Origin of the sequence: Pseudomonas sp. lyk4-R2A-10 (assembly GCF_030209075.1) — a bacterium.
Classification (GTDB): Bacteria; Pseudomonadota; Gammaproteobacteria; order Pseudomonadales; family Pseudomonadaceae; genus Aquipseudomonas; species Aquipseudomonas glycinae.
Map to the genome: position 1 here is coordinate 71,733 of NZ_JARVSR010000003.1, position 12,332 is coordinate 84,064.

Sequence of the window (12,332 nt, forward strand, 5' to 3'; positions counted from 1 at the left end):
GATGGTCATCCCGTTGCTGTTTGTAACACCTGCGGGTTGGCGTGGAAAAATACGTGCTCGCGCACTGGGCCGACGGCCACTTCACCGATTTCCTCGTAACCCTGACGCTTGTAGAACTCCAGGTAACGCGGGTTGCCGGTGTCGAGGATCACGCCTTGGGAGGTTTCGTCCACCGCGCACCAGTTATGCACCGCTTGCAGCAGCTGTTCGCCGAAGTGTTTGCCCTGAAATTGCGGATGCACACCGAGCAGCGGCAGCATGTGCACCGAGTCAGTCGGCACGCAGGCTTCAACGGCGGCGTGGTATTCCAGATAACGCCGGGTGCACCGGAAACCGGTGCTCAACACCATGCGCAAACGCCAGGCCCAACTCTCGGTAACACCCAGACGCCGTTGCGGCGGTGCAATCAGGGCGATACCGATCAGGCGATCGTTGACCAACAGGCCGATGGCCGGCAGATCCTGCAGGAAATGCTGTTTGACCAACTCCCGCACCGTGGCCCGTACCCTTTGTTCATAACCCGGACGCTCTGCTTCGAACAGGTAGGCGAAGGTCGGCTCGTGACGATAGGCCTGATAAAGAAGGGATCGCGCTTCACGGGAATAGCCGCGGTCGAGCATATGAATGTCGGCAATGGCGGTTTGGGTTTCAGGCATGACGGTGATTCTCCCTGGACGGGACTCAACAGGCCCCGTTCTTGTTATACGAGCCTTGGGCTGAAGGGATCGTTCCCACACCCGAAAGACATTAGCAGCGCATATGGACTACCGCCACGCTGGCCCAGATCCTACATGTCAGCTAGCATCGCCCTTTTGCCAGGACTGCCGACCATGAAGATCGTTTCCTTCAACATCAACGGACTGCGGGCCCGTCCGCATCAGCTGGCGGCGCTGATCGAGAAGCATCAGCCGGACGTCATCGGCCTGCAGGAAACCAAGGTCCACGACGACCAGTTCCCGCTGGATGAAGTGCGGGCCCTGGGTTATCACGTGTATTTCCACGGCCAGAAAGGCCATTACGGTGTCGCCCTGCTCTCGCGTCAGGAACCGATTGCCGTACACAAAGGCTTCGCCACCGATGAAGAAGACGCGCAGCGGCGCTTCATCTGGGGCACATTCGCCGACGCCAACGGCGTGCCGGTGACGATCATGAACGGCTATTTCCCACAGGGTGAAAGCCGCGACCACCCGACCAAATTCCCGGCCAAGCAGCGTTTCTACAGCGATCTGCAAGCGCTGCTGGAAAGCCAGTTCCACAACGAACAGCCGCTGGTGGTGATGGGCGACGTCAACATCTCCCCCGAAGACTGCGACATCGGCATCGGCCCGGACAACATGAAACGCTGGCTGAAAACCGGCAAATGCAGCTTCCTGCCGGAAGAGCGCGAGTGGATGGCCCGCCTGAAAAACTGGGGCCTGACCGACAGTTTCCGCCACCTGAACCCGGACGTGACCGACATGTTCAGCTGGTTCGACTACCGCAGCCGCGGTTTTGAAGACGAGCCGAAGCGTGGTCTGCGCATCGATGTGATTCTGGCGTCCCACGGTTTGCTGCCACGGGTGAAAGCCGCCGGTGTCGACTATGAACTGCGCGCAATGGAAAAGCCTTCGGACCATGCGCCGATCTGGCTGGAATTGAGCTGACCCGCTTGAAGCAGAAGATCACAGCCGGCGGTTGTGATCTTCTGTCCTGTCATCTTTCAGCAACCTCACTGACTTAATCTCCCCGGCAATCCCCTTGGCTGCAATCGGTGCCGGCATGACCCTGCGTGTTCTGTTCGTCTTTCTCCTGAGCGCCTGGCTGCAGGTTTCGGCCGCGGCATTGCCCATTCCCGAGAACGGCCCGGTATTGCGCATCCAGGGTTCCAACACCATTGGCGCGGCGCTCGGCCCGGCGTTGGTGGAAGGCCTGTTGCAAGATCAGGGACTGTTGAAAGTCCACAGCGAAACCCCGGACACCGCCAACGAACAACGGATCGTCGGCCTGACGGCCCAAGGCCAAAGGGTCGTGGTGGAGATCGCCGCCCACGGTTCGAGCACCGGTTTCACTGCACTCAAGAACGCCAGCGCCGATCTGGCCGCCTCGTCGCGCCCGATCAAGGACAGCGAACTGCTGAACCTGCAAGCCCGGGGCGATCTGAAAAGCCCCGGTGCCGAGCAAGTCATCGCCATCGATGGTCTGGCGATCATCCTTCACCCCGACAATTCGCTGAATCAACTGAACACCGAACAACTGGCGCGAATCTTCAGCGGCGAGGCGAAGACGTGGGAAGACGTCGGCGGCAAGGGTGGGACGATTCATTTATATGCGCGGGATGATCAGTCCGGTACGTACGACACGTTCAAGGAACTTGTCCTCAGTCGTCGTGGGAAATCCCTGAGCAATGCCGCGAAACGGTTTGAATCCAGCGAGCAGTTGTCCGACGCAGTCAGTGCCGATCCGCAGGCCATCGGTTTCATCGGCCTGCCCTATGTGCGTCAGGCCAAAGCCGTGGCGATTGTCGACGGGCAGTCCCAGGCAATGCTGCCGCTCGCCAGCCTGATCGCCACCGAAGACTATCCACTGTCGCGGCGGCTGTTCTTCTATCTGCCGCCCGACAGCAACAATCCCTGGGCCAGGGCGTTGGTGGAGTTTGCGCAGAGCCGCCAGGGTCAGGCGATTGTCGCGGCCAACGGTTTTATCGCCCAGACCGTGCAGGCTATCGCCGTCACGCCGAATGCGCTGATGCCCGAGGGTTATCAATCCCTCAGCCGCCACGCCCAGCGTCTGACGGTGAACTTCCGCTTCGAAGAAGGTAGCGCCAGCCTCGACAACAAGGCCCGTCAGGATCTGGCCCGGGTGTTCGACTATATAAAGCACCACGACAAGACCGACCGCGCGGTAACACTGGTGGGCTTCGGCGACGCCAAAGACGACCCGGCACGGGCTGATTTACTGTCGAAGCTGCGGGCGATGGCGGTACGCCGAGAGTTGGTGAAAAACGGCGTGGTATTGCGCGAAGTGCGGGGGTTTGGCGCGCTGATGCCGGTGGCAACCAACAGCGGTGATGAAGGCCGGATCAAGAATCGGCGGGTTGAGGTTTGGGTTTACTGAACCTCCCCGATCGCTCCCACGCAGAGCCGTGATCGCTCCCACGCAGTACGCTGATCGTTCCCACGCTCTGCGTGGGAATGCATACAGTGACGCTCCGCGTCACAGTGGACGCAGAGCGTCCATGGCTGCGTTACCACGCAGAGCGTGGGAACGATCAGGGCTGACGCGGAATGTCTGTAATCAGCGCTCGCTACGCAGCATTTCCTTCGGCACATACTTGCCGATCTCGAACTTGCCGATCGCCGCGCGGTGCACTTCGTCCGGGCCGTCGGCCAGGCGCAGGGTACGTTGCATGGCGTACATGTAGGCCAGCGGGAAATCGTTCGACACCCCTGCCCCGCCATGAATCTGGATCGCCCGGTCAATCACCCGCAACGCAACGTTCGGTGCCACGACCTTGATCTGCGCGATTTCGCTCTTGGCGACCTTGTTACCCACGGTGTCCATCATGTACGCCGCTTTCAGGGTCAGCAGACGCGCCATGTCGATTTCCATCCGCGAGTCGGCGATCTTGTCGACGTTACCGCCCAGACGCGCCAGCGGTTTGCCGAACGCGGTGCGGCTTACCGAACGTTTGCACATCAGTTCCAGTGCGCGCTCGGCCATGCCGATCGAACGCATGCAGTGGTGAATGCGGCCCGGGCCGAGGCGACCTTGTGCAATTTCGAAGCCGCGTCCTTCACCGAGCAGGACGTTTTCGTACGGCACCCGCACGTTGTCGAACAGCACTTCGGCGTGACCGTGCGGTGCGTCGTCGTAACCGAACACCGGCAGCGGGCGGATGATCTTCACGCCGGGGGTGTCGACCGGCACGAGGATCATCGAGTGTTGGGCATGACGCGGGGCGTCGGGGTTGCTCAGGCCCATGAAGATCAGGATCTTGCAGCGCGGATCGCAAGCGCCGGAGGTCCACCATTTCTTGCCGTTGATGACCCACTCGTCGCCATCGCGCACGGCGCGGGCGGCCATGTTGGTGGCGTCGGAGGACGCAACGTCCGGTTCGGTCATGGCGAACGCCGAGCGGATCTCGCCGCGCAGCAGCGGTTCGAGCCAGCGCTGTTTCTGTTCTTCGTTGGCGTAACGCACCAGCACTTCCATGTTGCCGGTGTCGGGCGCCGAGCAGTTGAACGGCTCGGGCCCGAGCAGCGAACGGCCCATGATTTCCGCCAACGGCGCGTATTCGAGGTTGGTCAGGCCAGCACCAAGCTCCGACTCAGGCAGAAACAAATTCCACAGACCTTCGGCTTTCGCCTTGGCTTTGAGTTCTTCCATGATCGCCGTGGGCTGCCAACGATCGCCTTCGGCGACCTGGCGCTCGAACACGGCTTCGGCCGGGTAAACGTAAGTGTCCATGAACGCGGTCACGCGCTCACGCAGTTCTTGCACCTTGGGCGAATAAGCGAAATCCATGAGCAATTACCTTTTTTCGGCAGGTTGTTTAAGTCATGCAATCGATGCTAGAACAGCGTTGATAATTTACCTAGCCTATTCTCGGCGTGTATAAACATTCATCACCGATATATGATCGGTTGATTTTCCTGGCCGCCCTGACCCGCGCCATCCATCTATAACAAGCACCTATAACAAGAGAGCCGCGTAATGAATCTGAGCAAGGTCGACCTCAACCTTTTCATCGTCTTCGACGCGATCTATACCGAAGCCAACCTGACACGCGCCGGGCAGATTGTCGGCATTACCCAGCCTGCGGTGTCCAACGCATTGGCGCGGTTGCGCGAGACCTTCAACGACCCGCTCTTCGTCCGCACCGCTCAGGGCATGGTGCCGACGCCCATGGCGCAGAACATCATCGGTCCGGTGCGCAACGCGCTGTCGCTGCTGCGGGTGTCGGTTCAGGAAAGCCGCATTTTCAACCCTTCGCAAGCGGTCAAGACCTACCGCATCAGCATGACTGACCTGACCGAAGCGGTGATTCTGCCGCCGCTGTTCCAGCGTCTGCGTCGTCTGGCGCCGACTGTGATCATCGAAAGCTTTCTGTCCAAACGCCGGGAAACCACCAAGGAGCTGGCTGCCGGGCGTCTCGACTTTGCCGTGGATGCGCCGCTCAACACCGACCCGCAGGTGCGCCACGTCAAGCTGATGGAAGACCGTTACGTCTGCGCGATGCGCAAGGGTCATCCGCTGGCGACCAAGGAAAAATTCACCCTCGACGATTACCTGTCGCTGACCCACATTCATATTTCCAGCCGGCGCAGTGGTCTGGGCCATGTCGATCTGGCGCTGGGCAAAATGGGCATCCAGCGCAAGATCGCCCTGCGCTCGCAGCACTATTTGATGGCGTCTCAGGTGTTGCAGCAGACTGATATGGTAATGACCGTGCCGGAGCGCTTCGCCCGTCGGCATGACCTGCATGCGTTCAATCTGCCGGTCAACGATGTGCCGCCGGTGGAAACCCATTTGTACTGGCACGAAAGCACCGATCAGGACCCGGCCAACCGCTGGATGCGCGAGCAGATGATCGAGTTGTGCCAGCAAGTGACAGCCCACGAGAAGAAGCTCGACAAGCTGCAGGCGCCCGCCACTTGACGTAAACGTCAACCTGCCATTAGCTTAGCGCCAAGACCCTTCTTCGAGCGCTTTCATGAGCAGCCAGACCTACAGCATTTCCGACCTCGCCCGCGAGCTGGACATCACCACCCGGGCGATCCGCTTCTATGAAGAACAAGGCCTGCTCAGCCCCGAGCGCCGAGGCCAGGAACGCATCTATTCGCCACGCGACAAGGTCAGCCTGAAGCTGATCCTGCGGGGCAAGCGCATCGGTTTTTCCCTGGCCGAGTGCCGTGAACTGATCGAGCTCTACGACCCCTCCAGCGGTAACACCAAACAACTCAACAGCATGCTGGCGAAAATCAGCGAGCGCCGGGCACAGCTTGAACAGCAACTGCTGGACATCGAACAGATGAAGCTGGAACTCGACACCGCCGAAGAACGCTGCGTGCAGGCGCTGGAGCAGACGCTCAAGAGTCAGCAATCAGTTCAGTAACCTAAATAAATCCCACACGGGGTTCCGCAGGAATTCAAAGAGCAGGTCAACACCATGTCCCTCCCCTCCCAAGTACGCCTGATCGAAGTCGGCCCGCGTGACGGCCTGCAGAACGAAGCCCAGCCCATCAGCGTCGCCGACAAGGTGCAACTGGTCGACGCGCTGAGCGCCGCCGGTCTCGGCTATATAGAAGTCGGCAGTTTCGTCTCGCCCAAGTGGGTGCCGCAGATGGCCGGTTCCGCCGAGGTGTTCGCGCAGATCCAGCGCAAGCCCGGCGTAACCTATGGTGCATTGGCGCCGAACCTGCGCGGTTTTGAAGATGCACTTGCGGCGGGAGTGAAGGAAGTCGCGGTGTTTGCCGCTGCGTCCGAAGCGTTTTCGCAGCGCAACATCAATTGCTCGATCAGCGAAAGCCTGGCGCGGTTCGCGCCGATCATGGAATCGGCGAAACAGCACGGCGTTACCGTGCGCGGTTACGTGTCCTGCGTGTTGGGCTGTCCTTATGAAGGTGAAGTCGCCCCGGAGCAAGTGGCGATGGTGGCCCGCGAGCTGTACGCGATGGGCTGCTATGAAGTGTCGCTGGGTGACACCATCGGTACCGGCACCGCGGGCGCGACCCGCCGGCTGTTCGAAGTGGTCTCGAAACAGGTGCCACGCGAGAAACTCGCCGGCCACTTCCACGACACCTACGGCCAGGCCATGGCCAACATCTATGCAAGCCTGCTGGAAGGCATCGCGGTGTTCGACAGCTCGATCGCCGGCCTCGGCGGCTGCCCGTACGCCAAGGGCGCCAGCGGTAACGTCGCCACCGAAGACGTGGTGTACCTGCTCAACGGCCTGGGCATCGAGACCGGTATCGACCTCGACGCCTTGATTGCCGCCGGCCAGCAGATCAGCTCCGTGCTGGGCCGCCCGACCGGTTCGCGCGTGGCCAAGGCTCGCAGCGCACAGTGAGGGATGGTGTTACCGCCGAGCGCGAAACGTGGGCACAAGCGAGTAACACGGAAACAAATTGTCTGGTTTTGCCTGAAGGAAAAATCCTTCAAAAATCTCAAGCCATTGATTTAAAAGGGTTTTTAAAAGTTGGCACGGCTTCTGCTATCTCTATGGCATAACAAGAATAAAAAGCAGCAAACCAATAAAAATAAGACGTACCGACTCTGACATAACAAAAACAACACGGCAGAGACGCAGCTAACAGATTTTTTTGGAGAAGGTGTGCTTTTCAGGGTGTTCCTCGGAATGACCCGCAACCGGGCAGAGAACAATAAAACTACCTTCAGGTAGCTCCCGAATCGGTTGGATCGCTAGACGAGAAAGCAGATCAGCGCTCAAAAAAATACGTTTGCTCTTGACCCCGGATGGGGGTCGCCAAAAAACAGCGGTAAAGGGCCACGGTTGCCAAAAACAACAACAGACCGCCCCTCAATAATAAAAAGAGCACGCGACGACAAAATTAAAGGGGAGCTTCGGCTCCCCTTTGTGCTGTCTGGCGTTCTGAAATCCTGCAGAAAACTGTGGGAGCAAAGCCCCCACAGATTCGCTCCTCAACCCTCGTTACTGCGCAACTCCTCAATACTGATCTCGCGCATCCGGAACTTCTGGATCTTGCCGGTCACCGTCATCGGAAACTCCTCCACAAACTTGAAGTACCTCGGCGTCTTGAAGTGGGCGATACGCTCCTTGCACCACGCTTGCAGTTCTTGCTCGGTGGCGCTGTGGCCGGGATGGAATTTGATCCAGGCGACGATTTCTTCGCCGTAACGTGAGCAGGGAATGCCGATCACCTGCACGTCCGCCACCGCTGGGTGGGTGAAGAAGAACTCCTCCAGTTCACGCGGGTAAATGTTTTCGCCGCCACGGATGATCATGTCCTTGTTACGCCCGGCGATGCACACGTAACCCTCGTCGTTCATGCTCGCTAGGTCGCCGGTGTGCATCCAGCCCGCCGCGTCGATGGCTTCGGCGGTGGCATTCGGGTTGTTCCAGTAGCCAAGCATCACGCTGTAACCACGGGTGCACAGCTCGCCGATGGTGCCGCGTGGTACCGGATTGCCGGCCTCGTCGATGATTTTGCTTTCGAGTTGCGGCTGGGTGCGGCCGACGGTGGTGACGCGCAGTTCCAGTTCGTCGGATGGGCCGGTCTGCAGCGACACCGGGCTGGTTTCGGTCATGCCGTAGGCGATCTGCACTTCGCTCATGTGCATTTCGTTGATGACCCGTCGCATCACTTCGATCGGGCAGGTGGCGCCGGCCATGATCCCGGTGCGCAGGGTCGACAGGTCGAACTCGGCGCGCTGCGGCTGATCGAGCATGGCGATGAACATGGTCGGCACGCCGTACAGCGCGGTGGCCTTTTCTTCGGCGACCGTGCTCAGGGTCAGCAGCGGATCGAAGGCATCGTTGGGATAAATCATCGTGCTGCCGTGGGTGATACAGCCGAGGTTGCCCATGACCATACCGAAGCAGTGATACAACGGCACCGGGATCACCAGCCGATCAGCGGCGGTCAGGCCGAGGCTTTCGCCGACCATGTAACCGTTGTTGAGGATGTTGTAGTGACTGAGGGTCGCGCCCTTGGGGAAGCCGGTGGTGCCGGAGGTGTACTGAATGTTGACGGGCTGATCGAAGTGCAGGCTGTCGCTGCGTTCACGCAATTGTTCTGGAGAGACACTGGCGGCCAGATCTGCCAGTTGCGACCACGGGAGAAAACCCGAAGGCGGCTGGGGATCAAGGCTGATCAACCCGCGCAGCTCCGGCAGGCGCTCGCTGCGCAGTTCGCCGATGGATTGCTCGGCCAGTTCCGGCAGCAAGCCTTGCAGCATGCCGTGATAGTTCGAAGATTTGAAGGCGCCGGCGCAGACCAACCATTGGCAACCGGATTGTTTGAGCACGTATTCGAGTTCAGAGCTGCGGTAGGCCGGGTTGATGTTGACCAGAATCACGCCGAGCTTCGCGGTGGCAAACTGAGTGATGCACCACTGCGCGCAATTCGGCGCCCAGATGCCGAGCCGATCACCGGCCTGCAAACCCAACGCCAGCAGCGCTCTGGCATGCACGTCCACCGCGTCGGCCAGTTGCCGCCAGGTGTAACGCAGCTGCTGGTGGCGCACCACCAGCGCCTCGCCGTCCGGGTACTGCGCGACGGTCTCGTCGAACTTCTGCCCGATGGTCATCGCCAGCAAGGCTTTGTCCTGGGAACCACGGGTGTAGCTGCGCTGTGGGTTTGCACTGGGTTGATCCATGACGACCCCTATTGTCTTTATTAGTGGGTGTTGGAACGGAGCCACGGCAGCTCCGGCCACTCAGAACTGGCTCTACTCTCGCTCAAGTTGACGTTAACGTAAAGGGTGATTGACAGCCATTCGTCACAGGCTTACGTTAACGTAAAGGTGAGAACTGAAACGCCCTTCTCCCCACCCTACAAAAAAGCCAAAAGGTGACCCATGAGCTACCCATCCCTGAACTTTGCCCTCGGCGAAACCATCGACATGCTGCGCGATCAGGTTCAGTCCTTCGTTGCCAAGGAGATCGCGCCGCGTGCCGCGCAGATCGACAGCGACAACCTGTTCCCCGCTGATCTGTGGCGCAAGTTCGGTGACATGGGCCTGCTCGGCATCACCGTACCGGAAGAGTACGGCGGCGCTGGTCTGGGTTACCTGGCGCACGTGGTGGCGATGGAAGAAATCAGCCGTGGCTCGGCCTCGGTGGCGTTGTCCTACGGCGCCCACTCCAACCTCTGCGTGAACCAGATCAACCGCAATGGCAACCACGAACAGAAAGCCAAATACCTGCCAAAACTGATCAGCGGCGAACACGTCGGTGCCCTCGCCATGAGCGAGCCGAACGCCGGTTCCGACGTGGTTTCGATGAAACTGCGGGCCGATAAACGCGGCGACCGTTTCGTGCTCAACGGCAGCAAGACCTGGATCACTAACGGCCCCGACGCCAACACCTACGTGATCTACGCCAAGACCGACCTGGAAAAAGGCCCGCACGGCATCACCGCGTTCATCGTCGAACGTGACTGGAAAGGCTTCAGCCGCAGCAACAAGTTCGACAAGCTCGGCATGCGCGGCTCCAACACTTGCGAGCTGTTCTTCGATGACGTCGAAGTGCCGGAAGAAAACATCCTCGGCGTGCTCAACGGCGGCGTGAAAGTGCTGATGAGCGGCCTCGACTACGAGCGCGTTGTCCTGTCCGGTGGCCCGACCGGGATCATGCAGGCGTGCATGGACCTGATCGTGCCGTACATCCACGACCGCAAGCAGTTCGGCCAGAGCATCGGTGAATTCCAGCTGATCCAGGGCAAGGTCGCCGACATGTACACCCAGCTCAATGCCAGCCGCGCCTACCTCTACGCTGTGGCCCAGGCCTGCGAGCGCAACGAAACCACCCGCAAGGATGCCGCCGGCGTGATCCTCTATACCGCCGAACGCGCCACGCAAATGGCTCTGGACGCGATCCAGATTCTCGGCGGCAACGGCTACATCAACGAATTCCCGGCCGGCCGTCTGCTGCGTGACGCCAAACTGTACGAAATCGGCGCTGGCACCAGTGAGATCCGTCGCATGCTGATCGGCCGCGAACTGTTCAACGAAACCCGCTAAACGGAGCTGTCCATGGCTATCCTGCATACCCAGCTCAACCCTCGTTCAGCGGAGTTCGCCGCCAACAGCGCGGCGATGCTCAAACAGGTCGACGTCCTGCACACCCTGCTCGCCCAAGTGGCCCAGGGTGGCGGCGCGAAAGCTCAGGAACGTCACACCTCACGCGGCAAACTGCTGCCCCGTGAGCGGATCAACCGCTTGCTCGATCCGGGCTCGCCGTTTCTGGAAATCAGCCAGTTGGCCGCTCACGCCGTGTATGGCGAAGAAGTGCCGGCCGCTGGCGTGATTGCCGGGATTGGCCGCGTGGAAGGCGTCGAGTGCATGATCGTCGCCAACGACGCGACCGTGAAAGGCGGCTCGTACTACCCGCTGACCGTGAAGAAACACCTGCGTGCCCAGACCATCGCTCAGCAAAACCGTCTGCCATGCATTTATCTGGTGGACTCGGGCGGCGCCAACCTGCCGCGTCAGGACGAAGTGTTTCCGGATCGCGAGCACTTCGGGCGGATCTTCTTCAATCAGGCCAACATGAGCGCCATGGGCATTCCGCAGATTGCGGTGGTCATGGGTTCCTGCACCGCCGGCGGCGCTTACGTGCCGGCGATGGCCGACGAAGCGATCATGGTGCGCAATCAGGCGACGATTTTCCTCGCCGGCCCGCCGCTGGTGAAAGCCGCGACCGGTGAAGTGGTCAGCGCCGAAGACCTCGGCGGGGCCGATGTGCACTGCAAGACTTCCGGGGTCGCCGACCATTACGCAGAAAGCGATGAGCACGCCCTCGCCCTCGCCCGCCGCAGCGTCGCCAACCTCAACTGGCGCAAGCTCGGCGAAGTGCAGCAGCGCGCGCCGATTGCGCCGCTGTACGCCAGCGAAGAGTTGTACGGCGTGGTGTCGGCGGACGCCAAGCAGCCGTTCGATGTGCGTGAAGTGATTGCGCGACTGGTCGACGGTTCGGTGTTCGATGAATTCAAGGCACTGTTCGGTACGACGTTGGTGTGTGGTTTCGCTCATCTGCATGGCTACCCGATCGCGATCCTCGCCAACAACGGCATCCTGTTCGCCGAAGCCGCGCAAAAAGGCGCGCACTTCATCGAACTGGCCTGCCAGCGCGGCATTCCGCTGCTGTTCCTGCAGAACATCACAGGGTTTATGGTCGGCCAGAAATACGAGGCCGGCGGCATCGCCAAACACGGCGCCAAACTGGTGACCGCCGTGGCGTGCGCCAAGGTGCCGAAATTCACCGTGATCATCGGCGGCAGCTTCGGTGCCGGTAACTACGGCATGTGCGGGCGGGCCTACGATCCGCGCTTCCTGTGGATGTGGCCGAACGCGCGGATCGGCGTGATGGGCGCCGAACAGGCGGCCGGCGTGCTGGTTCAGGTCAAGCGCGAGCAGGCCGAACGCAGCGGCCAAGCCTTCAGCGCCGAGCAGGAAAGCGAGATCAAGCAACCGATTCTCGACCAGTACGAAGAACAGGGTCACCCCTACTACTCCAGCGCACGGCTGTGGGACGACGGCGTCATCGACCCGGCGCAGACCCGCGATGTATTGGCCCTGGCCTTGTCCGCGTCGTTGAACGCGCCTATCGAACCGAGCCGCTTCGGCGTGTTCCGGATGTGATCGGGAGA

10 protein-coding genes are annotated in these 12,332 nt (G+C 60.5%); 7 read left to right on the forward strand and 3 right to left on the reverse strand.

What is annotated here, in order from left to right:
• Window positions 1-5: 5 nt before the first annotated feature.
• Window positions 6-656, reverse strand: coding sequence for a GNAT family N-acetyltransferase (locus QRN46_RS06290; RefSeq protein ID WP_064380744.1), 651 nt, complete (start codon window positions 654-656; stop codon window positions 6-8).
• A 174-nt stretch (window positions 657-830) separates the two neighbouring features.
• Between QRN46_RS06290 and xthA the strand changes: the two genes are divergently transcribed.
• Window positions 831-1,643, forward strand: a complete 813-nt coding sequence (xthA, locus tag QRN46_RS06295) for an exodeoxyribonuclease III (protein WP_285354408.1) — start codon at window positions 831-833, stop codon at window positions 1,641-1,643.
• A 115-nt stretch (window positions 1,644-1,758) separates the two neighbouring features.
• Window positions 1,759-3,093 (forward strand): substrate-binding domain-containing protein, encoded by a 1,335-nt coding sequence (locus tag QRN46_RS06300; protein WP_011334995.1) that lies wholly within the window; start codon window positions 1,759-1,761, stop codon window positions 3,091-3,093.
• A 180-nt stretch (window positions 3,094-3,273) separates the two neighbouring features.
• On the opposite strand, the gene QRN46_RS06305 is transcribed toward QRN46_RS06300, so the two are convergent.
• Window positions 3,274-4,503: an acyl-CoA dehydrogenase gene (locus QRN46_RS06305; RefSeq protein ID WP_011334996.1), complete on the reverse strand. Its 1,230-nt coding sequence runs from the start codon at window positions 4,501-4,503 to the stop codon at window positions 3,274-3,276.
• A 189-nt stretch (window positions 4,504-4,692) separates the two neighbouring features.
• On the opposite strand from QRN46_RS06305, the gene QRN46_RS06310 reads away from it, so the two are divergent.
• The 3 genes from QRN46_RS06310 to QRN46_RS06320 are packed head-to-tail and all read left to right on the forward strand — an operon-like array spanning window position 4,693 to window position 7,048.
• Window positions 4,693-5,637 carry a LysR family transcriptional regulator gene (locus QRN46_RS06310; RefSeq protein WP_011334997.1) on the forward strand — a complete coding sequence of 315 codons (945 nt, stop codon included), beginning with the start codon at window positions 4,693-4,695 and terminating at the stop codon, window positions 5,635-5,637.
• Window positions 5,638-5,692: 55 nt separating this feature from the next.
• Complete coding sequence (locus QRN46_RS06315) at window positions 5,693-6,094, forward strand: MerR family transcriptional regulator (RefSeq protein ID WP_011334998.1); 402 nt, start codon at window positions 5,693-5,695, stop codon at window positions 6,092-6,094.
• A gap of 54 nt (window positions 6,095-6,148) precedes the next feature.
• The gene (locus tag QRN46_RS06320) at window positions 6,149-7,048 is read left to right on the forward strand and encodes a hydroxymethylglutaryl-CoA lyase (RefSeq protein WP_011334999.1); all 900 of its coding nucleotides are present in this window, start codon (window positions 6,149-6,151) and stop codon (window positions 7,046-7,048) included.
• Between the two features lie 593 nt (window positions 7,049-7,641).
• On the opposite strand, the gene QRN46_RS06325 is transcribed toward QRN46_RS06320, so the two are convergent.
• Complete coding sequence (locus QRN46_RS06325) at window positions 7,642-9,339, reverse strand: AMP-binding protein (protein ID WP_011335000.1); 1,698 nt, start codon at window positions 9,337-9,339, stop codon at window positions 7,642-7,644.
• 201 nt (window positions 9,340-9,540) lie between these two features.
• Here QRN46_RS06325 and QRN46_RS06330 point away from each other — a divergent pair, with 201 nt between their 5' ends.
• On the forward strand, window positions 9,541-10,704 hold the full coding sequence (locus QRN46_RS06330; protein WP_011335001.1) for an isovaleryl-CoA dehydrogenase: 1,164 nt from the start codon (window positions 9,541-9,543) through the stop codon (window positions 10,702-10,704).
• A gap of 12 nt (window positions 10,705-10,716) precedes the next feature.
• Window positions 10,717-12,324 carry a carboxyl transferase domain-containing protein gene (locus QRN46_RS06335; protein ID WP_011335002.1) on the forward strand — a complete coding sequence of 536 codons (1,608 nt, stop codon included), beginning with the start codon at window positions 10,717-10,719 and terminating at the stop codon, window positions 12,322-12,324.
• The last annotated feature ends 8 nt before the right edge of the window (window positions 12,325-12,332 follow it).

Bases quoted from the DNA above. Each gene is read 5' to 3' on its own strand.
- QRN46_RS06290 (WP_064380744.1), bottom strand. From the start codon at position 656: ATGCCTGAAACCCAAACCGCCATTGCCGACATTCATATGCTCGACCGC.
- xthA (WP_285354408.1), top strand. From the start codon at position 831: ATGAAGATCGTTTCCTTCAACATCAACGGACTGCGGGCCCGTCCGCAT.
- QRN46_RS06300 (WP_011334995.1), top strand. From the start codon at position 1,759: ATGACCCTGCGTGTTCTGTTCGTCTTTCTCCTGAGCGCCTGGCTGCAG.
- QRN46_RS06305 (WP_011334996.1), bottom strand. From the start codon at position 4,503: ATGGATTTCGCTTATTCGCCCAAGGTGCAAGAACTGCGTGAGCGCGTG.
- QRN46_RS06310 (WP_011334997.1), top strand. From the start codon at position 4,693: ATGAATCTGAGCAAGGTCGACCTCAACCTTTTCATCGTCTTCGACGCG.
- QRN46_RS06315 (WP_011334998.1), top strand. From the start codon at position 5,693: ATGAGCAGCCAGACCTACAGCATTTCCGACCTCGCCCGCGAGCTGGAC.
- QRN46_RS06320 (WP_011334999.1), top strand. From the start codon at position 6,149: ATGTCCCTCCCCTCCCAAGTACGCCTGATCGAAGTCGGCCCGCGTGAC.
- QRN46_RS06325 (WP_011335000.1), bottom strand. From the start codon at position 9,339: ATGGATCAACCCAGTGCAAACCCACAGCGCAGCTACACCCGTGGTTCC.
- QRN46_RS06330 (WP_011335001.1), top strand. From the start codon at position 9,541: ATGAGCTACCCATCCCTGAACTTTGCCCTCGGCGAAACCATCGACATG.
- QRN46_RS06335 (WP_011335002.1), top strand. From the start codon at position 10,717: ATGGCTATCCTGCATACCCAGCTCAACCCTCGTTCAGCGGAGTTCGCC.